The organism is Runella sp. R5_40, from assembly GCF_057652295.1.
In genome coordinates, this window is sequence record NZ_JBYFCH010000017.1 from 59,223 (window position 1) to 85,165 (window position 25,943).

The following is a 25,943-nucleotide window of genomic DNA, read 5'->3' on the forward strand; positions in this document are numbered from 1 at the left end:
CGACACCTATACTTATTTTACTTTATTTTTTAGCAGCTTGTGGCGCCATACTGTACTTACATTTCACTTTAATTACCTGCGCGATTTTCACAAAAACCATCTGTGGCACCTCTATATTGTGGTCAACCAAGGCAACGTCAAACTCAGAATTAAGAGAGATTGTTCCCTCAGCCACAGTGAGTTTTCCCTTGAGGGTGCGGGGTTTTGTCACTCCATGAATCGTTAAATCACCCGTGGCAGAGACGTCGTACGTACCGTTTTTAGTGTAATCAATTTTTTCTACCAACTTTCCTTTAAAAACGGCTTTGGGATACTTGTCCGAATCCATGTAGTTTTCGTTGAAATGCTCCTGCATCAACTTATTGGGAAAATCAAACTGCTTCATCACCATTTGCACGGCTACGTCTCCCGTTGCGGTGTTGATGATACTTACACTGTTCTTATTCACTGCCGAAATGTCCTCGACGGGGGTTTCTGAGAAGAAAGTGGTTTCTCCCTTATTGGTCAGATATATCCCCTGTGCTTGCAGCGAACCCACAAATAGCAGGCAGCCCAAGAAAAGTTTGATGCGTGTTTTCATAGCCATTCAAATAGGTTTGAGATGATTGTATGCTTTTATTTCATCATGCTTTTAGCTCTCTTGTCGAAGCTAAACGTACGCGACACATTGAATCCGTAGCGAATATCGCCTTTGCCCCAACTCCCCGCCGTATCACCAATAAACTGTTTTTCGACCATGCCTGATGAATTGGTAAAGTGGAGCTGGAAAACGTGCCCGCCCGTTTCGATGTCAAAGCCAATTGCCAACGAGTTATTGTACTTATCGCCAAGGTCATTGATAATATCTTGATCGCGGAAAGCCCAATAGTATTCGGCATTCAACGAGACGCGCTTACTGACTTTCATTCGTCCCCCAAAACCAAGGGCAAACAACGCGCGTTCTTGCGCAGCCGTAGCCACTCGATTGCGGTACAATAGCGTTGGGTTCAATTGCAGCGACAGCTTATCGTTAAATTTCCTTGCAATCAACAATTGCGTACAGTACGAGGTTTTGTCTTGGGTAGAAAGCGTCTTATCTTGGGTTTCGATGACTGCGCTAACCAAACCTGTGATAGACACGGGGATATTTTTTGTTCCACTTGCCTGCCGTAACAACTTGGCTTTCCCAAAGAAATCGTAGGTTTTTTGGACACTGCTACGCCCAACTCCAATCATGATGTTGTCGGTCAGGCCGTATTCAAACCCCAAACGGACAGTAGAATAATCAAGTCCAAACAAATTATAGGCACCCGAATTGAGGCGGTCAAAACGGTGGTGAATCAAAAAATCAAGGTGATTTTTCTTCACTGTTTCAACCGAATGCCCATTGATAATCCGTGTCCCTTTGAAGGTCGCAGAGGTATAGTCGGTTGTTTTGGGAGTTTCTTGCTCCAGCAATTTTGTCAAGTCATCTTGGGCATTTGCCTTGACCATACCTATCACTAGCCACAATAGGGCTATTTTAGCAACTACTTTCATAATCTGGGAATATCAAATGTGTTACAAGCTTTTTATTAATTGAGGAACTTCGGAAATTAGGCACTTACTGTGAGCGTATTGCCATTGGCACTTAGTTGAGCTTTATATACTGTCAAGGCTTTGGTAGCCGGTCCCACTTCTACAGCACCTGTTGTGCTAAATTCTGAACCATGATTGCTACAATAAAAATCATTTTGAGCCGAGCGGTAATCAATGGTTGTACCTTCGTGGGTACACGTTTTTGAAAGGGCAACGATGGTGCCTTTGGCATTGGCCACAATCACACTACCGACCACCACAAAGCGTCCATCCGTTTTTAAAGTTGAGTAGGTGCTTGACGTTAAATCAAGGGTAAAACTAATCGCTCCTTTGCTCAAATCCGCATTGCCTGTCAGTCCAGTAGTGCCTGTATTTGTCCCTGTGTTTGAGCCTGTTCCAGAAGTATCTGGGTCAACACTCCCGCTTGAGCAAGCCGTCAGGGTTGTTCCCATGCAGTAAAATGCCATTAACGCACTGCTACTAAGCCCCAAATTGCGCAAAAATTGTCCTCGTTTCATGGTTTGATTTTTCATGTTGAAAGAAAGATGGATTGTTGGTTAAAAACTCCTTTTGAACGTATTTACGAGTCTCCAACCGATATGGTTGCGTGAACGGCACTTTTTTTTATGCCTTGTAGCAAAAGAGAAGCAATTAAAACAACGAGCCTTGGATTACTTTAGGCTGAATACGAGGAGCTAAGAGTGCAAAGTGGCAGTGTTTATTTATTTGCTCAATCCAATAGCTCGACAGCTCGGGAGCATGAAGATTTTCACCACAGTGAACAAAAATGTAGGCGGTTGACAACCCCGTTTCAAACCAATTTTTTAAACGCTGTACCCATTCGTCCACCCTGCTGTAGTCGGTCGGGTGAAGTTCATTTCCCACAAAGCGGAGCGTAAGCGTTGAATTTGACAGGCCCATGTGAACCACATCGCGGCGGCCTGCCACATCCGACATGACTGTGCCCACGCCTAGCTCGTGCAGCATCTGCAAGGTTTCTTGCCAAATCATTGGTTGCGCAAACCAATCGGGGTGACGAAATTCGACCGCTATGGGAAATTTAGGGGGGAGTTGTTTCAAAAAAGCCATTAACACCTTGGATTGGCGCGCGTCAAAATACGGCCCTAGTTGAAGAAAAGTCATACCAAGATTAGCCTCTAAGCCCAACACCGACTTGGTAAATGCGTCGCTTAAAGGTTCACAACCGCGCAATTGGCGGTCGTGGCTTATTTCTTGGGGCCATTTGGGGCAAAACTTAAAATGAGCAGGTACTGACTCTTTCCACCGCTGAATGGTGGACTCCGACGGAATTTGGTAGTGCGTTACGTTTAATTCAATCGTATTGAACTGACGACTATAATGGTAAAGGAAATCTTTTTCTTTGGCTGTGGTGGGATAAATTTTCCCCACCCATTCTTTATTGGCCCAAATGGGTGGCCCAACAAATACTTGCTTTTCTCCCGCAATGGCAGTTCCTTTTAACACACTCTGATTGAAAACTGGGTCAGTGGGTAGCGCAAAATTAACCCCCGAAATATCCGTTAATTTTCCAAAATCCATGTAGGTATTCGCTTTAAAAAACCAAAAGCCGCTTTTTACAGCGGCTCGCCAATTTACAACAAAATGATGTTTATTATGTTTGATAAAACAGGCTATTTCTATTTCACTCGCTCGTCGTTGGTATAGACTCCAACTTCTTTGCGTCCATTACGGTGATAAAATGCGCCTTGTCCGTTGCGTTTTCCGTTGGCAAAGATACCCACAAATCGATCACCATCCACGTAATAGTACGTTCCCTTTCCATTGGGTAAATTATTTTGAAAAATTCCGACGTACTTATCACCATTGGGGAAATAATAAGCGCCGTAGCCCGCACGTTGGTCGGCCTGAAAATCACCTTTGTACTTCATTTTTCCGTCGGGATAGTATTGAACTCCAATGCCGTGGCGTCGCCCCATCCGAAAATCTCCTTCGTATCGCTCGCCGCTTTCGTGTACATAAATACCGTACCCATTTTCACAATTTCCCGCAGTACACCCTACCTTGTCGTCTTCTTCATCCTCCTCGTCATCGTCGGAAGCAGGAAACGAACCTGTGTTCGTAGAGGCGACAGTTACGGGAATTTTACTTTGATTTTTGGCCGTTAGGGGTGCTTCTGATTTCGACGGTGTGGCGGTCGTTGTTAGCCCTGCCGCATCCATCCAACCTTGCCGAATGGCGTCAATGCGGTATGTTTTGGCGGGATGAGAATATGTGGCTTTGTCGTCACCCAAGGTTTTGATGGCCACCAGCGACTCTTCTAAGGAAGCCCCAAGGCGCTGCATGACAAAACCTGAAAAACGGTCGGCTTCGAGTTCTTTTTGCGGACGCGCCCCTTTTCCATCAATGGTGTGGCCTTGTAAATGGTGCCCAATTTCGTGCGCTACAATACTGATGGCCGACCAGTCGGTGTGGGTTACGTTTTCAACGCGCTTCATAAACGCACCGTCATAAACGATGTAGCGCTGGCCGTCCACCACCGTCGCAAAGCAGTTTTCGGTGTTGGGACACTCGACCACGATAAAGTTTCGCAACAAGCCCACTTGCTTTAAGATTCGGTCCACGACCGCTTCGGCATGTTGGTTGGAGCGAAAGCTCAGGTAGTTACAAATGTCTTTGGGCGATTGGAGTTGTTTGAATCCAAAATAATGACAAACGAAGGCATCATCCTCCGAAGTGTCAGTTTTTGGGGTTGCCGCAGGAGATTGGGCAAACGAATAACTTGAAAGAGCTGTTAATAGGCAGATTAGGCGTTTCATAAGTGGTCGCAGTCAGGAATCGCATTATTGAAAAAACGATGGGTAGGTTCAAAAATTACATTCCCCTGAAAAAATAAAAACCTCTCCCAAAACTCAGGAGAGGCTTTCTGATTTCTCAAAATAGGTCAAGTTACTTTGCAGCAGCCAATGTCAAGTCGATAGCGAAATCATCATAAATCGCTTTGTCACCGATGTTAGCAAAGAATGTTTTTGAGCCATAACGAATATCCCACTTTGTACGGTCAAGCGTGATTTTTGCGTTAGCACTTACGCCTTTCGCATCTGCTTTCACTGTCGCAGGGAAAGTTACGCTTTGAGTAATTCCTTTGATTGTCAAATCGCCCGTGATGTTGATGTTAGCACCAGTTCCGTCCACTTTCTTGATGACGAATTTTGCTTTTGGATGCTTTTCTACCGAGAAGAAATCATCTGATTTTAAGTGACCCACCAATTTCGCGTTGTAACCTGCATCTGTCAAGTCATCACATTTGATGGTTGTCAAGTCAATTTCAAAAGAACCGCCAGTTACTTTAGCGCCGTCCACGTTCAACGAACCATTTGCCAATGCTACTGTTCCGTAGTGCTCACCAGTTACTTTTTTCGCGTGCCATTTTACCACACTTTTCGACGCATCTACTTTGTAAGCAACTGCTTTTTTCGAGCTATTTTTTTCAGTAGCAGAAGCACCGCTAACGGCCAACAAACCAGCTACCAACACACTTGCAATCATTTTCATTGTTTTCATTGTACTTAATTGTAGTTAAAAAAATTAGTGTTTATTGTGAATTTTGAAAGTTTTAAACGTTAAAAATGTACTAATTATAAACTAGGTTTATCGAATTAATAGGTTTTGATTTTACAACAGTTAAATGTGCAAAATTAGTTCGCATCAACCTATTCTTCGACAGATGGGCACTGGCCTTCTTCAGCAGCGCATGACCCTCGGAGGCGGTCAAGCAAGTCGCTTAGTGTGCTCGCTTCTTCTTCGGTCAACCGCTTCAACTGGTTTTCCCATTCTTGTTGCATGTTGTCCAGTTCCAACAAAATCTTTAGTCCTTCGTCAGTAACTACTACATCTACCGCTCGGCGGTCGCTGGGGCATTCTGTACGACGAACATAGCCTTTTGCCAGTAGTTTATCCACCAAGCGAGACGCGTTCGACATTTTGTCGAGCATCCGCTCAATGATGTCATTTACTCGTACTGGCTTCGGATGTTGACCTCGCAATATGCGTAATACGTTGTATTGCTGAGGAGTCAAATCGTAGGGCTTCAATAGACAAGCCTGACTATTTGATAACCAGTTTGTTGTATAAAGCAAGTTAATTGCGACTCGCTGATACGGGTTTTTAAACTTTGTTTGTTTGATGTCAGTTTCGATAGACATGGTACGTGTGTCATATTTGACGTTGCAAATATATGATGTATTTACATTATATGTCAATACATTTAATTTATTTTTTTAGAAAAAACTGAAAATAAAAATTTATCTCTTTGATAATCATCCAATTAGATAATTAACAAAATTTCAACAATTATTTTCTTTTTACTTAAACTGGACGATTTCAGGAGCCGAAATATCGAAATCCCTAAATCTTAACGGTGGGACTCCGTCGAAATTGGCCCGAAATGGCTGCCCAATGTCTGGGATTCCCGAATAAATACTCAGTCGAACCTGAAAAGTTGTAAACGTCAGGTTTTCGTTTCGGAACCTAAACCCAAGTCCATAGCCAGCAAAAGGTTTGTTTCGGAAGAGGTATTGTCCACTAAAGGCAGTCCATCCCAAATCGGCAAAAGTAAAAGGCGCAACCCTAAAACCCAAAAAATTGAGAGGGCTAAAGAAAACCGTCTCCGCACCAATGACCAATTTTCGGGTACCGCGCAGCTCGTCGCTGGAAATACCCCTAATGCCTTCGTTGCCACTTATGTTAAAATATTCATTGGCAAACCGATTGAACCCCCAAGCAAATTTGAGGTTGATAAAATGCCGCGCGTACCATTCTCCTCCAAAGCGATGCAATGGAGTAAAGTAATTGTTTTCGGTGCTAAAAACCCCTTGCTCGGTAGCGCCATCTTTTATGTAAGTGCCGATGTTGGTAAGGTTATATATGTACCCAATTTTAATGTAACGCGCCCTTGAATATTTTAAACCTATGTACTTTCGGTCGCCCAATTCGGCAGGGTCGCTGCCATAAACAAACGACACCAAATCTCCCACGGGTACGTCTTCAGTTCGGCCAAAACCATAGATAAGCAAATCGCGCTGGTATCGGCGATTAGAATACCCAATGCTCAACAAAGTGGGGCGGGTGTTTTGGAAAAGTTGGTTGGTACTATCGGTCACGCTGCGGTCACGATTATAAAAAGATTGGCGAGTATGCCGCAAAGCCACCACAAACCGAGCCCGTTCACGCAGTTTATCATCACCAAAAAATATACGAAAAGAGCGCCCCATCCACGCATCAAACAATACGTATTGCGACCAAAAATAATTCCTAACGGAGCGCCCAGTCAGGGAATCGAGGGTAAATTCAAACAACCGACGGTTGTAGTATCCCAATTCGATGGCTCCCGCATATTTCATTTGGGGGGTTAGGAAAGGACGATAGGCTTTAAAAGAAAGTTGTTTTTGGTCGCGCTGCACGTTGAGTATCCCCTCCCCTGCCACAAACGTTTTGCCAAAAGAAGGAATAAAATAGCGCCCAGCATATTCCAAACGCTGTCGTTCGTCGCGGCCGTTGTACGAAACCGTATTTTTGAACGACTGCCCCAGGCCGCGAAAATTTCGTTGTTCTATGCCAATCGTAAAATTATCAAAATTTGAAGCTGACCCATCGGGCAGCAGCGACCACAAATCTTGGGTATAAACGTGGACATCGACGGCATCTTTGGCATTGCGAAAGGGTACAATGACAATGCGTGCGTCGTGAAAAATCCCCTGTTGGCGCAAATAACGCTCGTTGTCGCGCATTTTTTCGGGGTCAATAACGTCGCCTTCCTCAAAAAAAAGATAATTTCTTAAAATGGTTCGTTCGCGGGTACTTCGGTGCAATTTATTTCCTGTTCGTTCAGTCCAATTTCCTGGTACTTGTAAGGTATCATGCACACTGTAACCAAAAACATCTAAACTATGGATATGGATTTCGCGAATCCAACGACCCGCAAACGGCAAATGCGGGTTTTGTTCCATTTGGGCCACTTGTCCCGAGTCGATGTGCCGATCAATATCTCGAAACAATACACTATAAAACGTCTTGGGAATCACCTTTTTAGCCGTTTTTCCAAAGGCGGTATCTTTGGCGGTGGGGGCATCTAGTTTCGCTTTAAAAAGGCTATCAATGGGCAGAGAAACGCGCATTGTATCTTTGACTTTTGTCGTTTTTCGGGGGTCAGGACGTTCAATAGCGGGCTTCTGCGCCAGCGACGATGCCGTCATCAGCACAAATACCACCCACAAAAGTCCATTTTTTATCATAAAAGCCATTTCCCTTACCACCACTTGCGATTCGTAGTACTACATACGAGTAAATTCAGTTGAAAATTAAAGAAACTTAGTCAAAATCATTACTCTTCTGCGAATTTTTAGAAACAGCTTTGCAGTAAACTTCTGAAAGTTGGCAGATAGTTTTTACTTTTGCCCTCGCAAAAGGCTAACGTTTGAATGTTTTCAAAGCTACTCATTCTTCTTTTTTTGCCCTTGGTTAGTTGCCTAGGGCTGTTGTCAGTAGGCAAAAAAGCCAATGCTTGGGCAGGTTGGGTCGCATCCTTTGTTTCTCTCCTCGGGCTTGGTATCTCTCTTTATCTGTTTCAATCGTGGGTACATGCTCCGCAGCAATTTGCCGTTGAGTGGTTTCAGCTCAAAGAAAAATCATTTACGTTATCGCTTCAAACCGACAACCTTACGCTCATCATGCTTGTTCTTGTGCATTTTGTGGCGTTGTTGGTTCAGCTTTTCTCCATCAGCTACATGCACGACGATGCGGGTCGTTGGCGGTATTTTGCCTTTTTGGGCGTGTTTGTCTTTTCGATGTTATTGATTGTGCTCGCTGGCAACCTATTTTTAATGTACGTAGGTTGGGAATTAGTGGGTTTGTCTTCCTATTTATTAATTGGATTTTGGTACGAAAAACCACGAGCCGTTTGGGCGGCAAAAAAAGCTTTTATCCTCAACCGAATTGGCGACGCGGGCTTTTTAATGGGAATTTTGCTCTTATTTTGGTATTTCGGAACGAGCGAACTATCAGTGCTAAATTCGCAGTTGGCGGTTAACAGTTTACGGTTTACAGTTTCTAATAATGAATTGACACTCATTGGCTTGCTGCTTTTTTGTGGAGCGGTAGGAAAATCAGCACAATTTCCCCTTTCGGCTTGGCTGCCCGATGCCATGGAAGGCCCAACGCCCGTTTCGGCACTGATTCACGCCGCAACCATGGTGGCAGCGGGGATTTTTTTGTTAGCAAGAATTTATTTTTTATTGACGCCCGATGCCCTTACCATCATCGCCCTCATTGGCGGAATTACCATGGTGATGGGTGCTTATCGCGCCATTTTTCAAACAGACATCAAAAAACTTTTGGCCTACTCCACCATTTCACAATTAGGTTTGATGGTACTCGGAATGGGGATTGGCGCGCGCGAAGCGGCTTTGTTTCACTTATTAACCCACGCTTTTTTCAAAGCAGGGCTATTTTTGTGCGCAGGAGCCGTCATCCACGCGGTGCATACACAAGACATGCGAAAGATGGGCAATTTACGCCCCAAAATGAAAATCACCTTCATTGCTTATTCGATTTGCGCGGCTGCATTGGCAGGCTTACCGTTCTTTTCGGGCTTTTTATCGAAGGATGCGATTTTGGTAGAAGCATTTGCCTGGGCTTCGCAACGAACTGCTATTGCGTACGTGTTACCCGTTGCAGCGCTTCTTTCAGCTGGATTAACGGCCTTTTATATTACGAAACAATGGCGTTTGGTCTTTCTATCCCGACCTGCCTCCGAAACGGTGGTTCACTCGCCTGACATACACGAAGCCGATAAGCTCATGCAGCTCCCGATGGTTTTGTTGGCAGGATTGTCGGTTTTTGTGTGGTTTTCGGTCAACCCTTTAGACGCCGCACACGGTTGGTTTTTCCAACTTTTTCCTAGCAAATTTAGCCATGAATGGCATACTATTGTTGCTACTTTATCAATAATTGTCGCAGCAATAGGCATTAGTTTGGGATACATTTGTACTTTTAATCACAACATTCCAGCTCTTGTTCAGCAATTTGGAACCTTGCACGATGCCATCAAAAAAGCATACGAACAAGGGTGGGATTCGGTCAAGCATCAACTCCAAATTCTGAGGGAGCATGACCCCGAAACGGAGCAGTTTTTGTTTTTAATAAGTCCTCTCCAAAAAATTGGACAATGGCTGTATCATCTCGATAGTAAAATTGTGGATGTAACCGTCAATGGATTTGCTTATTTAACCGTCATTATCGCTCATATTATTGGTCGTTTTGACCGAATGGTCATCGATGGAGGAGTCAACGGTGCGGCCTGGCTGGCAAGGTTTGTCGGTAGCCGAACCCGCAACCTCCAAAATGGCCAAGCCCAATCTTATTTTGTAGTCGTTCTCGTAGGAATTATCGCTGTTATCCTGTGGGTACTCCACTGAAACTAAGTTATGAAGATACCTTATCTACTTTCTTTTTTTGTATTTCACCCCTTGGTAGGGACGATTGCTATTCTCCTGATTTCTAACCGTTTCAAACACACGTACAAATGGATTACGTTGTTTTTTACGGCTTGTCAAGTACTTGTATCGGGGGTTTTATACGCCATGTACGACCCTTCCAACCCAGCCCCCCAATTTGTAGAAAAAGCAGATTGGATTACGCTTTCGTTGGGCAAGATGGGCACCGTTTCTATTGATTACCTGCTCGGAATTGACGGTATCAGTTTTCCGATGGTCTTACTTACGTCGATAGTGATGCTCGTGGGAGCGATTTCCTCTTGGACTATTGACAAACGCGAGAAGGCTTATTTCTCCTTGTATTTACTATTAACTACCAGTATCACAGGCTGTTTTATCGCCCTCGACTTCTTTCTGTTTTTCCTCTTCTTTGAGTTTATGCTCCTGCCCATGTATTTTTTGATTGGGCTGTGGGGAGGACCCCGCCGCGAATATGCGTCGATTAAGTTTTTCCTTTATACGCTTGTCGGTTCTTTGCTCATTCTGATTGTAATGATTGGGCTGTATTTGTCGGTTATCGACCCTGTTGAGTCAGAATTAACCCAAACGTTGGTACACACCTTCGACCTTCGTTACATGACAGATATGCGCAACTACTTGCCCAACAGCTTATTATCATTGTCGGGCGAGGTTTATTTATTTGGAATTCCTTCGCGAATGCTGGCCTTTTGGTTGTTGTTTCTTGGTTTTGCCATCAAACTTCCCATTGTCCCCTTGCACACGTGGCTACCCGACGCCCACGTGGAGGCCCCAACGCCTGTATCGGTGGTGCTTGCGGGGATTTTGCTAAAAATTGGGGGCTACGGTTTGTTGCGAATCGCCTACCCTATTTTTCCTGATGCAGCCAATGAATATGCCTTCGTCTTGGCACTTTTGGGCGTCATTTCCATTGTTTACGGCGGTTTTAATGCCCTTGCCCAAAACGACCTTAAAAAAATGATTGCCTATTCGTCGGTGTCGCACATGGGTTTTGTGGTACTCGGAATTGCTTCGCTTACGTCGGAAGGTATCAACGGTGCCATTTATCAAATGGTAAGCCACGGGGTGCTTTCGGCCATGTTATTTTTGGTGGTGGGCGTCCTGTACGACCGTACCCACAACCGCCTCATCGACAGCTACCGTGGACTGATTGGCCCAATGCCTGTTTATACTGTGCTTACGGGAGTGGCCTTTTTTGCTTCGCTGGGTTTGCCAGGGTTTTCGGGCTTTGTGGGCGAACTATTCACCCTCATGGGAGGTTTCAAATCGGCAGTAGTTCCAACTTGGGTAGCAGCCCTTGGCACCGTAGGCATTATTTTAGCCGCCGCTTATTTCTTATGGACACTCCAACGGATGTTTTTGGGGAAATTATGGGCCAAAAATCAAGACGATTTGGCGGTTTTGTATGACCTCGATGCACGTGAAAAATGGATGTTGGTGCCGCTTGGATTGTTGGCGTTCCTCATCGGGATTTTGCCCAATAGCCTCTTCCAGCTTTCGGACAAAACAGTGAGTCAATTGCTCAAGGTTTTTGAATAAACAGGGGCGAGTTGTGAGCAACCCTTAACACAATCAGAACAATACATTGGTCAGGTTGTGAGCAACCTGACTCACATACGCCCTCAATTCCACCATTTTAGTTTAAAAGTCCAAACCGTTCCTATCAGTATAGGAAGAAGGATATTCATACACCAAAGCGTCAGCGTTACTGCTAAAATACGCGCGGGTTCGACGTCGTAAAAGCTAAAAACGTAAAGGGAAGAAGCTTCTCGAATACCCAAATCGCCCAAAAAATTGAGGGCAGGAATGAGGGTTTTGGCAAAAAATACCAGAAATATACCCGCTATGGCAACATCGAAAGGGAGATTTACCTCAAAAAGCCAAAGTAGCAACGCAAACTGTAGGGTAAAAACGCCATAACGCAGGATTGCCCAACGAAACGCTTGACCAATTTCGGATAGTGTATATTCAGCAATGACTTCTACGTAAGGATCCACCCATCGAAACAATCGAAAACGAACCAAGAATTGCTCCGCTTCGCCGCGTTTGGCCATCAATACCACACCAAAAACAAGGGTCATCACCAAAACCAGCAGAAGCAATAGCTGCGGCCATTGTTGTAAAGTAGCTTGATGATATACCCAAAAACCCCAACCCAACGTGCCAAAAAACAAGGACACAAAAAACTGTAATCCATTGGAAAGCAGCGCTGCCCCTACCCCCGACAGGCGTTGGTGACTTTGTAACGAAAGTACCCTTCCTGCCGCATCACCGACGTTGTTGGGCATCAAAAACCCCAGTGCAAGTCCCGAAAGTACCCCTTGAAAGGCTTGTCCAAAGCTGATTTTTTCAATTTTTTGGGCCAAAAGTTGCCATTTACGGCTTTCGCAAGCCCAGTTGATGGGGGTCAGGAAAAGGGCGAATCCGAGGATTCCCCAATGCCCTTGCTGCAAATGAAAACGCAGGAGCCGATATACTTCCCCTAAACTTTGTCCTTTGGCCTCCACACTGACGTACAGGTAGAGCAGCATCCCCAAAAAAAGGAGCCATTTGAACACCCAAGTGATTTTTTTGAGCGAAGAAAGCCGAGAAAACCACGAAGGGCTGTTACTTTGCGTCATGCAAGATCAACAATCAAATCTGACTGAAAAAATTATTTTAGGGATTGACCCTGGAACCCGTATTGCAGGATACGGTGTCATTCGTATTATCGGTGCTCGTATCGACTTACTTCAATACGGCGTCCTAAAACTCGACAAATATAGTAGCCATGAACTAAAACTGAAGAAAATTTTTGACCGTATCACCCAACTTATCGAGGAATTTTTGCCCGATGAAATGGCCGTCGAAGATCCTTTTTACGGAAAAAATCCCCAGTCGATGCTCAAATTGGGGCGTGCTCAGGGTGTAGCGATGGCCGCTGCGCTCAACCGAAACATTCCGATTGTGGAATATTCGCCCAAGACCGTAAAAATGTCGGTAACGGGCAACGGCAATGCGTCTAAAGAACAAGTGGCTTTTATGTTGGAAAGTATCCTAAAAATGCCACTACAGCCCGAATACCTCGACGCCACCGACGCCGTCGCCATTGCGATTTGCCATCATTACCACGCCAACGCCCTACCATCGGCAGCCGCCAAAAAGAAAGGCGCAAAAAAAGGCGGTTGGTCAGCCTTTGCCAGCGAAAATCCAGGACGAATCAAGTAATTTTTTCCACCTTCCCGAAAGTTAACTGCCACCTTCCCGAAAGTTTTGAACTTTCGGGAAGGTAGAAGGAAGGTGGGGAAAAACATCTACGAACTCGCCACGCGAACCACTGGAACAATGATTTAAGCGTATAGTACAGGTCTTTTAACCTTTACTCGTATGCCACCGACTACAACACCTCCTACCGCGTTTCAGCTTCCGTACGTTGCTCGTTTGGGTTTCGTATTGCTCAGTGTCACATTATTGGTGTACTGGATGCATATTTTGGGGTCTATTGTTACCCTGCTGCTCTTCTCCATCATTTTGTCGATGGCCATGTTTCCCCTTACCAAATGGCTCGAAAAAAAGGGACTTCCGAGTACGTTGGCCATCACCCTCGCTATTTTAGCGTTTACGGCCGTTTTTGTAGGGATTGGCTTTGTGATTGGGTACGAGGTCAACGAATTTATGCAAATGCTCCCTCAAATGCTTTCCAAAATGGAATCGTGCGCGGCGCAGATACAGCAATGGGCGTACGAGCATTTGAAGATTTCGCACAAAATGCAAGTGAATAAGCTGCAAGAATATACCCAAAATCTAAGCTCCAAAAGCGGCGATATGGTTGGTTCAGCCGTTACGACCACGGGCTCAATGCTCGGAATGCTCGCGATAGTTCCCGTTTTTATCTTTTTTGTGTTGTATTACCGCAACATGCTTACGCAGTTTTTGTACAAGGTTTTTAGCAACACCCCAAAGTCAAAGCTGAACGGCGTTTTTAGCAAAATTTATGAAGTCGTACACAATTACCTCTACGGCCTGTTTCTGGTAACGCTTATTGTAGGTACGCTAAACTCGATTGGTTTATTGGCTTTGGGTATTCAATCAGCCTTTTTCTTTGGTTTTTTGGCGGCCATTTTGCTCATCATTCCATATTTTGGGATACTCATCGGTTCTATCCTGCCCATTGTGGTAGCGCTTGTTACCAAAGAATCACCCATGTATGCACTTGGTGTGGCTGGCATCTTTTTCTTTGTCCAAATTTTAGAAGGAAATTTTATTACGCCCTACATTGTAGGCTCCAAAATTAGCATCAACCCACTGGCGGCCATTGTCGCGCTGTTTCTTGGCGAAATGCTGTGGGGCATTGCTGGAATGGCCCTCGCCTTGCCACTTACGGCCATCTTGAAAGTCATTTTTGACTCGGTTTCTTACCTAAAACCCTACGGTTACGTCTTGGGAGAACCTGAGGTGGACAAAGAACGCGAACTAAAAAGCACCAAAATCCAGGCCCTCGAACGAGAACTGGTAGAAACCATCCACGAAACTACCGATGAAGTAAAGGCTATTTTCCACAAGAAAAAACCTGTCAAAAAAGCATCGTAATATCGGGGAATAAATTCCCCATTTTTTACCCAATATTGGTAGCAAATGGGCTTGGCATACGATTTTTATATTAAATAGCAAGACTCTAAACCACTAGAAAACAGCAAATAGGCCATGAAAACAATTGAAATCTCAGACATACAAGCAAGTACCATTGCAGGCATGGGAGCCGTACCACATTCGGAAGGTGTTTCGTTTCGGGTTTGGGCTCCCAACGCCAAAGCAGTATCGGTAGTTGGAGATTTCAACAGTTGGAACAAGGAAGCAACGCCCCTTTCGCACGAAGAAAATGGGTATTGGTCGGTCAATGTTCCAGACGCAACAATTGGACAGGAATACAAATACGTGCTTTTCACGGAGGTTACAGAATTGATGCGCAACGACCCTTATGCCCGACAATTGACCAATTCGGTTGGCAACAGCATCGTGCATGACCCACATTTTGATTGGGCAAATGATGACTCATTTCAGATGCCCAACTGGAACGAAATGGTCATTTATGAACTGCACATTGGGACTTTTAACGTAAAAGGGGAAGGTCAAATTGGCGATTTTTATTCAGCCATCGAACGCCTCGACTACCTTAAAGCACTAGGAATCAATGCTGTAGAAATTATGCCCATTGCCGAATTTCCTGGCGGGTACTCGTGGGGGTACAACCCTGCGCATCCTTTCGCCGTAGAATCGGAATATGGTGGGCCATTGGGGTTAAAAAGTTTTGTAAAAGCCGCCCACGAAAAAGGCATTGCCGTTATTTTGGACGTCGTTTATAACCACTTTGGCCCCACTGACATGGACTTATGGCAGTTTGACGGCTGGAGTGAGAACAATCTTGGAGGAATTTATTTTTACAACGATTGGCGAGCCACTACCCCTTGGGGAGACACGCGTCCCGATTACGGTCGGCCAGAAGTACGCCAGTATATTCGTGACAATGCCCTCATGTGGCTCGAAGAATATCGTTTGGATGGCCTCCGAATGGACATGATTCCGTACATGCGGAATGTCAACGCCGACGGCAATCCCGATAACGATTTAGCGGAAGGTTATTCATTGATCCAGTGGATTAATTCGGAAATCAGGGAAAAATTTCCCCACAAATTTACCGTTGCCGAAGACCTCCACACCCTTTCATCCATCACCGATAGTGTATCAAACGGTGGGCTTGGGTACAGTAGCCAATGGGATGCACAATTTGTCCACCCCGTACGAGAGGCCATCATTGCGATGCACGATTCCGACCGAAACATGGATGCGATTGCCCATGCCATTACGCACAAATACAACAACGACGCTTTTCAACGGGTCATTTATACCGAATCGCACGATGAAGTGGCCAACGGCAAGGCGCGGGTTGTTCAGGAAATTGCGGGTGAAGGCGACGTCGATAACTGGTATGCCAAGAAACGTTCCATTTTAGGAGCCGTGCTTACGCTCACATCGCCAGGCATTCCGATGCTTTTTCAAGGACAGGCATTGCTCGAAGACAAATGGTTTGATGATACCGACCCAATTGATTGGAATCGGCTTTCGGCCCACAAAGGTATTGCCAAACTTTACCGAGATTTGATTCATCTAAGGCTCAACAAACACCAAACTACGGCTGGGCTTTCGGGACAACACGCGATGGTATTGCACCTTGACCATGAACGTAAAATTATCGTCTTTTATCGTTTCCGAAACGGTGGCTACAACGACAACACCCTTGTTATCATTAACTTTTCGCAAGAACCCGCCCACGATTTTGGCATTCGTTTTCCCCAAAGAGGGCATTGGCGACTGCGTTTCAACAGCGACTGGGACGGCTACGACGCCGATTTTGACAACCATTTTACCAGTGATTTCATTGCTGTTGGGGTCGAAGACTCCAAACATTTATTGGTCCAAGTTCCCTTGGGAGCCTATGCTGCCCTCATTTATTCACTCGAAGAATAACATACTATTTCACTCATAAACATCACAAAATCATGAAAAAAGCAACCATCATCGTCGCCGCCATGTTGGCATTCGGAACCATCTCATTGTCAAGCTGCTCACGCGAAGAAAAACGCGACGTAGCCGACAACGTACAAAATGCCCAAGATGAGGTAAAAGATGCGGCTGATAACGTAGCCGAAGACGTAAAAGAAGCCAAAGAAGAAACGGCGGAAGAAATAAAAGAAGCCCGTGAAGAGCTATCGCTTAAAATTGAAAATCGCCGTCAAATCATCAACAGTGAGCTTGACGAGCTAAACGCAAAAATCAAAAAGGCGTCGGCCAAAGAAAAGGATAAATTAGAGGCAAAACGTGACAAGTTGAAAGAAAACTTGAACGACCTAAACGACGATTTGGCGGAAGTAAAAAAAGACGTTAAGCGCGACTGGAAACAGTTTAAACGCGACCTTAACGACCGCATTGACGCTATGCAAAAAGATTTTGAAAACTAGCCATTACACCCCAGTCCAGCTCCACAACGGAGCTGGATTTTTTCACTTCCTCTCATGAAACTCCAAGGCCAAAGTACCCTCATTTACCAAATTCCCCAGCCTGTTCCTGTTCAGATGATGCTTCGTCCGTATCGCCACGATGGGCAATCTATTGTAAAAGAGCAGTTTAGCATCCAACCAAGCGTACCTTTTACCGAATACATTGATGCTTACGGCAATCAATGTCAGCGTGCGATTTTACCCGCTGGCGATGTCACTATCACGACCGACGTGGAGGCACTTGTGCAGCCTTATTTGGCGCCAGCCATTCCTCTACCCGTTTATATTCCTGTAGCCGAGCTTCCCAATGAAGTGATGATGTATTTGTTGGCTAGTCGGTATTGCCAATCCGATTTAATTGATATTCAAAATCTTGCCAGAGAAATTGTTGGCAATAGCGAACTAGGTTATGCCCAAGTGGAAGCAATAAGGACATGGATTAATCAGTCGATTAGCTACCAATATGGCACCACCAACGCTACTACCACAGCCCTCGATACGGCGCAACAACGCGTGGGGGTTTGCCGCGATTTCACCCACCTTGCCATTGCACTGTGCCGCAGTTTGTCCATTCCAGCCCGCATGACGGTCGGCTTTTTGGACCAACTCGAATACATGGATCTGCACGCGTGGTTTGAAGCGTATGTCGGTAATCAATGGTACACCTTTGATGCTGTTCAACCGCAAACGCAAGGATGTCGGGTCGTACTTGGCTACGGCCGCGATGCCGCCGACGTAGCCATGGTAACACAGTTTGGAGCGGCCAATCTGCAATCGCTCACGGTCAACGTACAAGTTTTTCAAGAATAATAAGGTTTCCGCTTTTTATATGTTTCGAAAGCTGCATCAATTTTGGTGTAGCTTTTTTTGTGGCCATTTGGGAAAAACGGGGAAAATATTCTACAATTTTCCCTCACCCACAACTCCAACAAAAACTACATCAAAATACTGAAAATCAATTACTTAATATAAAATTTAACAATAACTGGAACAGCTTTTTTAGCTTTTACTGCGTCAATCTTTAACATCAACACAGTATGAAAACGAGCATCATCACCTACTTACTTTGTTTCGGATTAGTAGCACCGAGCCTCTATATACCATCGCAAGCCCAAACGTCGTCGAAGAAAAAAACGACCAAAACCAAGCTCAAAAAAACGCAGTCAGGCGCTTTGATTGGTGCAGGAGCAGGAGCGGTTATTGGAGGAATCATTGGTAAAAACAACCGAAATACCGCCATTGGGGCCATCATTGGGGCAACCGTCGGTGGCGCAACGGGTGCCATCATCGGGCAGTCGATGGACAAGAAAGCCGAAAAACTTCGCCAAGATTTGGGTCCTGATACTAAAGTAGAACGCGTTGGAGAAGGGGTAAAACTCACGATGAACGACCAACTCCTGTTTGACTTTGGCTCGGCTAAGCTCCGTCCCGAAACACTCGGTAATTTGAGAAAAATGGCCGCCACTCTCAAAAGCGACGACCACACCAATTTGCTCATTGAAGGAAACACCGATAACGTGGGTAGCGAAGCCTTCAACAAAACCTTGTCAGAACAACGCGCCGCTGCCGTATCCAATTTCTTGGTAAGCGAAGGTGTTGCCTCAAATCGGGTAAAACTGATTGGTTTGGGCGAAGCAAATCCCATAGCAAGCAACACATCTGAAACGGGACGCCAGCAAAACCGTCGGGTAGAAATTGGAATTTTTGCCAACGAAAAATTAAAACAACAAGCCGCTCAATCGGCCTTTAATGCCCAATAATTACCATACCTAACTTATTTTAACATACCAAAACCATGAGAACTCGCCTCTTCATCATCGCTTTAGTGGCCACCCTAAGCACAGCCTTTAGTGCTTCTGCCCAAGATTACCGCACGGCCGTGGGACTACGTTTAGGTTCTACCAACGGCATCACCATCAAGCACTTTACCAAGCGTAACGTAGCCCTCGAAGGAATTGTTTCTACCCGTTGGCGGGGTGTAGGTCTGACGGGACTTATCGAAGGGCACACCCGCTTTTTGGGAATCAATCGCCTCAATTTCATCTATGGCGCAGGTGGTCACGTCTATATTTGGGGGGAAGGAAACCGTGGCTATGCCCCTTACCAACGGTCTAGCATCGCAGGACTAGATGCCATTTTAGGACTAGAATACAACTTCCGTGAAGTACCCATCAACATCGGCATTGACTGGAAACCAACCCTCAATTTCAGCGTGGACAACGGGTTCTGGGGCGACGAAGCCGCTATTTCTATCCGATATACATTTTAGTGAAACGGGTCATTCACGACCCGCTTTTGCCCAAATTCAACCATTATTAAACATTAAAATCAACAATCGCCATGAATCGCAAACACATCATTTTAGCCATCGCTTTTGTAGCATCAGCCCTTACTTCATTCGCTCAAGACTCCGAAAACAGAGCAAGAACAGGTATCCGTGGTGGTCTAAACGCCTCGAATATGTACATCGATGAAGTTACCGACCGCAACCCTCGCTACGGCTTTCACGCCAGTTTATTTACCCAATTACCTTTGGTGAAAAATAAATTGTATCTCCAACCCGAAATTGGGTACAGCAACAAAGGAACGACGGCCAGATACAACGTTCTCAATACGTTTCAAGGAGAAAATACTTTTAGCCTCGATTATGTAGAAGTTCCTGTGTTGCTAACGTATAAAATTGGCAATTTTGTTGACCTACACGCGGGTGGTTACGGGGGCTATTTGCTCAATGCCAACACCAAAAGTAAAAGCGATGTAGGATCCACTCAAATCGAACTCGGCAAGGGCAATTTCAACGAAATTGATTACGGACTTTCGGCAGGTTTGAGCATCTATTTTGGCAAATTAATGATTGGTACTCGCTACAATTACGGGCTTCGTCCAGTAGCAACGAGCGATGCCGCCAAAGTATTTATGGGTAACGCCAAAAATTCCGTGGGACAAATCAGCGTAGGTTTTACGTTCTAGGCAATGCTGTTGGGGAGGATGCTTACATCCTCCCCACACCGCTAGTATCCTCCCCACACAGCCAACATCCTATCCACTGCTACGAGTACCTCAGTTTCTCTTCATCTAGGTCAATTCCGTGCAACAGTTTTCGCACAATTTCTTCGTCGATTTTATCATCTGTATTGTTTTTATTTTGCAGCCAAAGCCGCTGTTGTTCCAATACATCCAAGTAAATGCGCTTGGTTTCTTCGGTCAGTTCTTCAGGTTCCTCATGGCTTTTTTGTTCCCACAATGCCACTTTAGTCCGTAGTATTTCATTCGTAACGAGGTGTTTACGATAGTTTTGGTGGAAATAGTGCAACGAATGTTCAGCCATTCCCCTTTTTAGCATTGCTTCGGTTTCTTCTTCGGGCAAATAATCCCCATAATCAGGCAGTTCCAACTTTTTAATCAGCCACGGCAACGTAAGCCCTTGGAGTACCAACGTCGTAAGAATCACCACAAACGTCATGAACAAAATAAGGTTTCGGTGGGGAAAAGGAACGCCATTTACCTCTACAGGAATGGAAAGCGCCGCCGCCAACGACACCACGCCCCGCATCCCTGACCAAGACAATAAAACGGGGGCTTTCCAGCCTGGATTGGGGTCGGCTACTTGTATAAAATGACTCATTATTTTGGTCGTAACCACAGCGCCAAATGAAGCGATAATCCGCCCAATAATAAGCACGGCGGTAATGACCAAGCCGTATCCAATGGCCAACGGGAGCGCAATTCCTTCTTGCTTGAGCCCTTCGTGGATTTCGGGCAAGTCCAAACCAATCAGTAAAAAGACCACGCCGTTGAGCACAAAAACAAAGCTTTGCCACACGTTTACCCCCCGTAAACGTGACGAACTTGAGAGAAAAATATGTCTGCGGTTGGCCAATAACAACCCACCACTCACGACCGCCAAGACCCCCGAACTGTGGACTTCTTCGGCCGCGATGTACATCACATAAGGCGTCACAAACGAAAGTACAATGTCAATGTTGGCGTCGGTAGGCAATAGTTGGTGGGCTTTCATAAACAACCAACCTACCGCTAATCCAATCACCGAACCCCCAATGACCATCCACCCAAAACTTAACGCCGCCTCGTGCCAAACAAACTGTCCCGTGGCGACGGTGAGCATCGCAAAACGAAAGATAATCAGCGAGGAAGCATCATTGAGTAGGCTTTCTCCTTCCATGATGGAGGACATTCGTCGTGGAAGTTTCACAAATTTTAAGATGGCACTGGCACTTACTGCATCGGGCGGGGAAACAATACCACCCAACAAAAAGCCCAATGCCAACGAAATGCCAGGAATGCACCAATTAGCCACCAACGCCACCGAAAAGGCCGTTAAAAATACCACAACGAATGCAAAACTGCCGACAATGCGCCTCCAACGCCACAGTTCTTTCCACGACATGGCAAAGGCAGCATCGTACAACAACGGCGGCAGAAAAATGATAAAAATTAGCTCAGGTTTGATTTGTATTTTTGGGATACCAGGAAAAAAACTGATGATTAAGCCCGTGATGACCAACAGCACAGGATAGGCTACTTTTATCTTGTCAGCCAGCATAATCAGTAACAAAATGACGACAATCAGCGCGAGAAAAAAAGGAAAATGTTCAATCATAGATGTAAGAGGTTTGTTGCTTGATGGGTAGGTGGACGTTCAAATGTACATAAAAATTAAAATTACACCACTCATCAAATAATCGGTTGTCGGCAATGGATAAGTACTTTATTTGAAAAATTATCGCTTTAAAACGCCATGGTTCATTTATCGGAGCAAACCAAAAATGTATTGGAGGGAGTCAATTTCCGCAACAATTTGCTGGTGGTTTCGTCATTGAAAGAATTTTACCATCCCATCAAATCACACGGTTTTGCCATTAAATACGTGCTCAACGGGGTCGAGCATTATACCCTCAACGGGCAGGCGTATCCCGTGGGGGCGGGCAACTATTTGCTATCTAACAATACCAGCGATGGTCACGTAGAAATAGACAAAGGCGAATTTGTGAAAGGAATTTGCATCAATATAGTCCCTGAATTATTGGCCGACGTCGTAGCCAGTCGCCAGCGACCAGATACGGCTTATCCCGACGCGAATTTAGGCCATTTTTTTAGCTCACATCTTTTTTTGGAACAACAATACTCGGCCACCAACACCCGCTTAGGGCACCTATTACGGCAACTTCATACAGATTTTTTACAGAATGACTTATTGAACTCCCCCATTGAAAACGATTTTTTTTATACGCTTTCGGAGCTAATCGTTGCCGACCAAATACCTGTTTTTAAGCAACTTCATGCCATCCCCAGCCTTAAACCCTCCACAAAGAAAGACCTCTATCGCCGACTTCATCGGGGCAAAGAGTGCATCGACGCGCTTTTTCAATTTCCACTAGCCATCGAAACCGTCGCTACCGAGGCTTGCCTTTCAGAGTATCATTTTTTTCGTCTTTTTAAACAAGTTTTTGGCCACACTCCCCACCAATACCTCCACCAAAAACGCCTAAATCATGCCGCTCAGTTGCTTGGTCGCGAACGAGCATCGGTGACTGAAGCAGCAATAGCCTCTGGTTTTGCTGACATCCATTCCTTTAGCAAAGCTTTTAAAAAACACTTTGGCATTTCCCCAACCAGTTGGCTGCAAAAAGAAAGTTACTAACCCTAAGTTTCTGCGTGCCTCTGTGTTTTTTCAATCTGTGAGTATCTGTGGGATACAATTTATTTGCTCCATAAAAAGCCGTCATTTTTACAGGTTAAACGCATTTAAAGAAACAGCCTCGGAGAGGCGAAACATTTGTAGAAAATGTAAATACCCCCTTCCCAAAGCCCCATCGGAGCTTTCTACTAAGATATGGCTCCTCTGGAGCAATAAATAGTTACTTTCTATTTTTATGCGTTCAACCTATCATTTATACGAATTAGCAGGATTTGACAAACCGTTTCCTCAGCTTCGCCGTAGTTTTACCCCACAGTTTGAAAACACACTACGATGAAGAAAACTATCCTATTTTTGACGCTTTTAGTAAGCACTGCCTTTGCCCAGCAACCCACTCCCGACGCCCGTTTTGCAGGATTGGACACCCTCTTTGCCCGCGTCCTCAACGAATGGAAATGCGCAGGTTTTGCCGTGGCAGTGGTGGAAAAAGACAAAATTATCTATGCCAACGGCTTTGGTTATGCCGATATCGACACCAAGCGCCCCGTCACCGAGTACACCCAATTTGCCGCAGGAAGCTGCACCAAACCCTTTACCTGCACCGCTTTAAGCTTGCTACGAGCCGAAAATAAAATTGACTTCAACCATTCTGTCCGCGAATATTTACCTCAATTGTCCTTTTACAACGAGGAGATGAACAAAAACATCACCGTTCGCGACTTGATGTGCCACCGAACGGGCTTGCCTCGCCACGACCAAGCCTGGGCGCTATTTTCCACCCATTCCGTGGATACGTTGCTAAAACGGGTTCAGTACTTAGAGCCTAATTATGGGTTGCGCGAAAAATGGCAATACAACAATTTCATGTTTGCGGCGCAGGGAAAAATGGTCGAAAATCTCTCTGGGCAATCGTACCGTGCTTTTGTGAGGGAACGCATTTTTCAGCCTTTAGGAATGAAAGACGTTACTTTTTCGGTCGATAGCATGACGCTTTACAACGACCGTTCGTTGTGCTATACCGTTTCTGAAGATGACAAAATTATACCCTTGGATTACTTCAACCTAGATGTGATGTCGGCAGTGGGAGGTATCAATACTTCCGTCAGTGAAATGGCCAAATGGGTCATGTTGTGGACAAACAACGGCATTTACAAAGGTAAACGCCTCCTACCTGCCGACTACGTACGCGAAGCCATCAGTTCCCAAATGATTGTGCGTGATGCCGCCCCTTCGGCCAGCAATCCCTCATTACACTTTGAGAATTACGGCCTTGGCTGGTTTTTATCTTCCTATCGCGGACATTATCGGGTAGAACACGGCGGAAATATCTCAGGATTTTCAACCAACACTTGCTTCTTTCCCACCGACGGTGTAGGCATTGTTGTTTTCTGCAACCAAGCCGTGTCGCGGGTTCCGTCCGTTGTTCGAAACATTCTCGCCGACCGAATGCTCGGCCTTCCCGACAAAGATTGGCAAAGCTACCTGTACACCTCCGACATGGCGGCAAAAAACGCTGCCAAGAGTGCCAAGAGCCAAATGGCGAGCTTGACCAAAACCAACGTCAAGCCCGCGCATCCAGCGGACGAATACGAGGGTTACTTCCAACACAAAGGGTACGGAACGTTTGAAATTGTGAACCGTAATGACTCGCTTTTTGCCGTTTTTCCGTTGCAGCAATGGTATTTACGCCCCTACGGGCACGACGTTTTTGACGCCTTACCTGTCGATAAGCATGGCAAAGTAGCGTCCGAAGCCAGTGTTCAGCGGATTGTATTTAACCAAAACACCGAAGCCGAAATCGCCAGTGCTTCCATTGCTTTTGAACCTGAATTGATTCATCCGCTGGAATTTACGTGGTCACCTAAAGTCAAAAAATTACCCAAAGTTGTCCTGCAACGCTATGTAGGCGAGTATAATCTCAACGGGATGGCCATGAAAGTGGGCCTTAATACTGACGAAATTTTGTACCTATCGCTCCCCAACCAGCCTACCCGCGAGTTAGAAGCGCTCGGGAAAGGAAAGTTTCGGCTAAAGGGATTGAACGGCTATTCGATATCGTTCAGCCAAGATGCGAAGGAATTTTTGCTCACCCAACCTAATGGCATCTTCAAAGCCCTCAAAAAGAAAGCATAAACTAAACGACTCACAACGATGGAAACTTCTCAACTGGTAAAATCCAAGCTATTCAAAGTTTTTGTAGTGGTATTTATAGCCGCTTGCCTATTTAAAATTTTTGGAAGTGGCTATGATTTTGGCCAATGGCTTTACCGTTCGACGCACTAACCCTGCCCGTGCGAGAGGATACGCGTGCGGGAGGATACATATATCCGACCAACCGTGCGGGAGGATACTCATATCCGACCCCCAAAGGTTTCGCAAAACCTTTGCTAACGGTTCGCGAGGTTTTAAGAAACCTCTGCGTTGGTTTGGAGAAACCAACGGCACCAAACGTGCGGGAGGATACTCATATCCGCCCCAAAGGTTTCTCAAAACCTTTGCTAACGGTTCACGAGGTTTTAAGAAACCTCTGCGTTGGTTTGGAGAAACCAACGACACGACCAACTGTGCGGGAGGATACTCATATCCGACCCTCAAAGGTTTCGCAAAACCTTTGCTAACGGTTCACGAGGTTTTGAGAAACCTCTGCGTTGGTTTCGAGAAACCAACGACACGACCAACCGTGCGGGAGGATACTCATATCCGACCCAAAGGTGCGGGAGGATACTTATATCCGCCCCTCAAAGGTTTCGCAAAACCTTTGCTAACGGTTCGCGAGGTTTTAAGAAACCTCTGCGTTGGTTTGGAGAAACCAACGACACGACCAACCGTGCGGGAGGATACTCATATCCGACCCAAAGGTGCGGGAGGATACTTATATCCGACCCATCACGAGGTTTTGAGAAACCAACGGCACCAACTGTGCGGGAGGATACTCATATCCGACCCATCACGAGGTTTTGAGAAACCTCTGCGTTGGTTTGGAGAAACCAACGGCACGACCAACCGTGCGGGAGGATACTCATATCCGACCCCTTAGGTGCGAAATAGGCCCAGAGCAACGTCCGATTTTGCACAGAAATTGTTCAGTTTCGGACAAGAACTCATTCACATTTCCACTCAACTACCTGTATATCAAACCATTTTTAATCTTGGCACAACTTTAGTGACACATCATTATTTCAA

At 45.5% G+C, this 25,943-nt stretch carries 23 protein-coding genes; 13 read left to right on the forward strand and 10 right to left on the reverse strand.

The genetic code is table 11. From position 1 onward, the window contains the following. Positions 1–22: 22 nt before the first annotated feature. From AC23N5_RS22820 to AC23N5_RS22855, 8 genes are all read right to left on the reverse strand, one after another. On the reverse strand, positions 23–580 hold the full coding sequence (locus tag AC23N5_RS22820) for a YceI family protein (RefSeq protein WP_487757395.1): 558 nt from the start codon (positions 578–580) through the stop codon (positions 23–25). A gap of 35 nt (positions 581–615) precedes the next feature. Further along, the gene (locus tag AC23N5_RS22825; RefSeq protein WP_183976601.1) at positions 616–1,518 is read right to left on the reverse strand and encodes a DUF5777 family beta-barrel protein; all 903 of its coding nucleotides are present in this window, start codon (positions 1,516–1,518) and stop codon (positions 616–618) included. A 56-nt stretch (positions 1,519–1,574) separates the two neighbouring features. Further along, positions 1,575–2,075: a QcrA and Rieske domain-containing protein gene (locus AC23N5_RS22830; protein ID WP_229601397.1), complete on the reverse strand. Its 501-nt coding sequence runs from the start codon at positions 2,073–2,075 to the stop codon at positions 1,575–1,577. A 133-nt stretch (positions 2,076–2,208) separates the two neighbouring features. Continuing rightward, positions 2,209–3,117 (reverse strand): DUF72 domain-containing protein, encoded by a 909-nt coding sequence (locus AC23N5_RS22835; protein ID WP_487757396.1) that lies wholly within the window; start codon positions 3,115–3,117, stop codon positions 2,209–2,211. Between the two features lie 98 nt (positions 3,118–3,215). Next, the gene (locus tag AC23N5_RS22840) at positions 3,216–4,355 is read right to left on the reverse strand and encodes a hypothetical protein (protein WP_487757397.1); all 1,140 of its coding nucleotides are present in this window, start codon (positions 4,353–4,355) and stop codon (positions 3,216–3,218) included. Between the two features lie 130 nt (positions 4,356–4,485). After that, positions 4,486–5,100: a YceI family protein gene (locus AC23N5_RS22845; protein ID WP_183976594.1), complete on the reverse strand. Its 615-nt coding sequence runs from the start codon at positions 5,098–5,100 to the stop codon at positions 4,486–4,488. Between the two features lie 149 nt (positions 5,101–5,249). Further along, positions 5,250–5,741 (reverse strand): MarR family winged helix-turn-helix transcriptional regulator, encoded by a 492-nt coding sequence (locus tag AC23N5_RS22850; protein WP_183976592.1) that lies wholly within the window; start codon positions 5,739–5,741, stop codon positions 5,250–5,252. Between the two features lie 159 nt (positions 5,742–5,900). After that, positions 5,901–7,829, reverse strand: a complete 1,929-nt coding sequence (locus AC23N5_RS22855; protein ID WP_487757398.1) for a BamA/TamA family outer membrane protein — start codon at positions 7,827–7,829, stop codon at positions 5,901–5,903. A gap of 186 nt (positions 7,830–8,015) precedes the next feature. Here AC23N5_RS22855 and nuoL point away from each other — a divergent pair, with 186 nt between their 5' ends. Both nuoL and AC23N5_RS22865 read left to right on the forward strand, forming a co-directional pair. After that, entirely contained in the window at positions 8,016–10,010 is a 1,995-nt protein-coding gene (gene nuoL / locus AC23N5_RS22860) for an NADH-quinone oxidoreductase subunit L (protein ID WP_487757399.1), read from the forward strand. Between the two features lie 9 nt (positions 10,011–10,019). Then, the gene (locus AC23N5_RS22865; protein WP_487757400.1) at positions 10,020–11,606 is read left to right on the forward strand and encodes a complex I subunit 4 family protein; all 1,587 of its coding nucleotides are present in this window, start codon (positions 10,020–10,022) and stop codon (positions 11,604–11,606) included. A gap of 83 nt (positions 11,607–11,689) precedes the next feature. On the opposite strand, the gene AC23N5_RS22870 is transcribed toward AC23N5_RS22865, so the two are convergent. Next, positions 11,690–12,688: a lysylphosphatidylglycerol synthase domain-containing protein gene (locus AC23N5_RS22870; protein ID WP_487757401.1), complete on the reverse strand. Its 999-nt coding sequence runs from the start codon at positions 12,686–12,688 to the stop codon at positions 11,690–11,692. Between AC23N5_RS22870 and ruvC the strand changes: the two genes are divergently transcribed. The 8 genes from ruvC (at position 12,687) to AC23N5_RS22910 (ending at position 20,071) form a co-directional block, all read left to right on the forward strand. After that, a complete protein-coding gene (gene ruvC / locus AC23N5_RS22875) occupies positions 12,687–13,274 on the forward strand; it encodes a crossover junction endodeoxyribonuclease RuvC (RefSeq protein ID WP_183976581.1) in 588 nt (195 codons plus the stop codon). The genes AC23N5_RS22870 and ruvC overlap by 2 nt on opposite strands. Positions 13,275–13,433: 159 nt before the next feature. Then, positions 13,434–14,636, forward strand: a complete 1,203-nt coding sequence (locus AC23N5_RS22880; RefSeq protein ID WP_487757402.1) for an AI-2E family transporter — start codon at positions 13,434–13,436, stop codon at positions 14,634–14,636. Positions 14,637–14,750: 114 nt separating this feature from the next. Next, positions 14,751–16,571 (forward strand): alpha-amylase family glycosyl hydrolase, encoded by a 1,821-nt coding sequence (locus tag AC23N5_RS22885; protein ID WP_487757403.1) that lies wholly within the window; start codon positions 14,751–14,753, stop codon positions 16,569–16,571. 32 nt (positions 16,572–16,603) lie between these two features. Then, a complete protein-coding gene (locus tag AC23N5_RS22890; protein ID WP_183976575.1) occupies positions 16,604–17,062 on the forward strand; it encodes a hypothetical protein in 459 nt (152 codons plus the stop codon). Between the two features lie 54 nt (positions 17,063–17,116). Next, positions 17,117–17,911, forward strand: coding sequence for a transglutaminase domain-containing protein (locus tag AC23N5_RS22895; RefSeq protein ID WP_183976573.1), 795 nt, complete (start codon positions 17,117–17,119; stop codon positions 17,909–17,911). Between the two features lie 227 nt (positions 17,912–18,138). Further along, on the forward strand, positions 18,139–18,861 hold the full coding sequence (locus AC23N5_RS22900) for a YiaD family glycine zipper/OmpA-like lipoprotein (RefSeq protein ID WP_487757404.1): 723 nt from the start codon (positions 18,139–18,141) through the stop codon (positions 18,859–18,861). 35 nt (positions 18,862–18,896) lie between these two features. Next, the gene (locus AC23N5_RS22905; protein WP_487757405.1) at positions 18,897–19,370 is read left to right on the forward strand and encodes a hypothetical protein; all 474 of its coding nucleotides are present in this window, start codon (positions 18,897–18,899) and stop codon (positions 19,368–19,370) included. Between the two features lie 71 nt (positions 19,371–19,441). Next, positions 19,442–20,071 (forward strand): porin family protein, encoded by a 630-nt coding sequence (locus AC23N5_RS22910; protein WP_164489988.1) that lies wholly within the window; start codon positions 19,442–19,444, stop codon positions 20,069–20,071. Between the two features lie 79 nt (positions 20,072–20,150). Here AC23N5_RS22910 and AC23N5_RS22915 read toward each other — a convergent pair whose 3' ends face one another. Further along, positions 20,151–21,722, reverse strand: a complete 1,572-nt coding sequence (locus tag AC23N5_RS22915) for a Na+/H+ antiporter (protein WP_487757406.1) — start codon at positions 21,720–21,722, stop codon at positions 20,151–20,153. A 138-nt stretch (positions 21,723–21,860) separates the two neighbouring features. Here AC23N5_RS22915 and AC23N5_RS22920 point away from each other — a divergent pair, with 138 nt between their 5' ends. The 3 genes from AC23N5_RS22920 to AC23N5_RS22930 all read left to right on the forward strand — a co-directional run bounded on the left by AC23N5_RS22920 (position 21,861) and on the right by AC23N5_RS22930 (position 25,797). Further along, positions 21,861–22,763 (forward strand): helix-turn-helix transcriptional regulator, encoded by a 903-nt coding sequence (locus AC23N5_RS22920; protein WP_487757407.1) that lies wholly within the window; start codon positions 21,861–21,863, stop codon positions 22,761–22,763. Positions 22,764–23,093: 330 nt separating this feature from the next. Continuing rightward, complete coding sequence (locus AC23N5_RS22925) at positions 23,094–24,893, forward strand: serine hydrolase (protein WP_487757408.1); 1,800 nt, start codon at positions 23,094–23,096, stop codon at positions 24,891–24,893. A 112-nt stretch (positions 24,894–25,005) separates the two neighbouring features. Next, positions 25,006–25,797: a hypothetical protein gene (locus tag AC23N5_RS22930; RefSeq protein ID WP_487757409.1), complete on the forward strand. Its 792-nt coding sequence runs from the start codon at positions 25,006–25,008 to the stop codon at positions 25,795–25,797. Positions 25,798–25,943 lie beyond the last annotated feature (146 nt).

Bases quoted from the DNA above. Each gene is read 5' to 3' on its own strand.
- AC23N5_RS22820 (WP_487757395.1), bottom strand. From the start codon at position 580: ATGAAAACACGCATCAAACTTTTCTTGGGCTGCCTGCTATTTGTGGGT.
- AC23N5_RS22900 (WP_487757404.1), top strand. From the start codon at position 18,139: ATGAAAACGAGCATCATCACCTACTTACTTTGTTTCGGATTAGTAGCA.
- AC23N5_RS22930 (WP_487757409.1), top strand. From the start codon at position 25,006: ATGATTTTGGCCAATGGCTTTACCGTTCGACGCACTAACCCTGCCCGT.
- AC23N5_RS22885 (WP_487757403.1), top strand. From the start codon at position 14,751: ATGAAAACAATTGAAATCTCAGACATACAAGCAAGTACCATTGCAGGC.
- ruvC (WP_183976581.1), top strand. From the start codon at position 12,687: ATGCAAGATCAACAATCAAATCTGACTGAAAAAATTATTTTAGGGATT.
- AC23N5_RS22870 (WP_487757401.1), bottom strand. From the start codon at position 12,688: ATGACGCAAAGTAACAGCCCTTCGTGGTTTTCTCGGCTTTCTTCGCTC.
- AC23N5_RS22895 (WP_183976573.1), top strand. From the start codon at position 17,117: ATGAAACTCCAAGGCCAAAGTACCCTCATTTACCAAATTCCCCAGCCT.
- AC23N5_RS22905 (WP_487757405.1), top strand. From the start codon at position 18,897: ATGAGAACTCGCCTCTTCATCATCGCTTTAGTGGCCACCCTAAGCACA.
- AC23N5_RS22845 (WP_183976594.1), bottom strand. From the start codon at position 5,100: ATGAAAACAATGAAAATGATTGCAAGTGTGTTGGTAGCTGGTTTGTTG.
- AC23N5_RS22855 (WP_487757398.1), bottom strand. From the start codon at position 7,829: ATGATAAAAAATGGACTTTTGTGGGTGGTATTTGTGCTGATGACGGCA.
- AC23N5_RS22825 (WP_183976601.1), bottom strand. From the start codon at position 1,518: ATGAAAGTAGTTGCTAAAATAGCCCTATTGTGGCTAGTGATAGGTATG.
- AC23N5_RS22830 (WP_229601397.1), bottom strand. From the start codon at position 2,075: ATGAAACGAGGACAATTTTTGCGCAATTTGGGGCTTAGTAGCAGTGCG.
- AC23N5_RS22865 (WP_487757400.1), top strand. From the start codon at position 10,020: ATGAAGATACCTTATCTACTTTCTTTTTTTGTATTTCACCCCTTGGTA.
- AC23N5_RS22850 (WP_183976592.1), bottom strand. From the start codon at position 5,741: ATGTCTATCGAAACTGACATCAAACAAACAAAGTTTAAAAACCCGTAT.
- AC23N5_RS22840 (WP_487757397.1), bottom strand. From the start codon at position 4,355: ATGAAACGCCTAATCTGCCTATTAACAGCTCTTTCAAGTTATTCGTTT.
- AC23N5_RS22920 (WP_487757407.1), top strand. From the start codon at position 21,861: ATGGTTCATTTATCGGAGCAAACCAAAAATGTATTGGAGGGAGTCAAT.
- nuoL (WP_487757399.1), top strand. From the start codon at position 8,016: ATGTTTTCAAAGCTACTCATTCTTCTTTTTTTGCCCTTGGTTAGTTGC.
- AC23N5_RS22925 (WP_487757408.1), top strand. From the start codon at position 23,094: ATGAAGAAAACTATCCTATTTTTGACGCTTTTAGTAAGCACTGCCTTT.
- AC23N5_RS22880 (WP_487757402.1), top strand. From the start codon at position 13,434: ATGCCACCGACTACAACACCTCCTACCGCGTTTCAGCTTCCGTACGTT.
- AC23N5_RS22890 (WP_183976575.1), top strand. From the start codon at position 16,604: ATGAAAAAAGCAACCATCATCGTCGCCGCCATGTTGGCATTCGGAACC.
- AC23N5_RS22835 (WP_487757396.1), bottom strand. From the start codon at position 3,117: ATGGATTTTGGAAAATTAACGGATATTTCGGGGGTTAATTTTGCGCTA.
- AC23N5_RS22910 (WP_164489988.1), top strand. From the start codon at position 19,442: ATGAATCGCAAACACATCATTTTAGCCATCGCTTTTGTAGCATCAGCC.
- AC23N5_RS22915 (WP_487757406.1), bottom strand. From the start codon at position 21,722: ATGATTGAACATTTTCCTTTTTTTCTCGCGCTGATTGTCGTCATTTTG.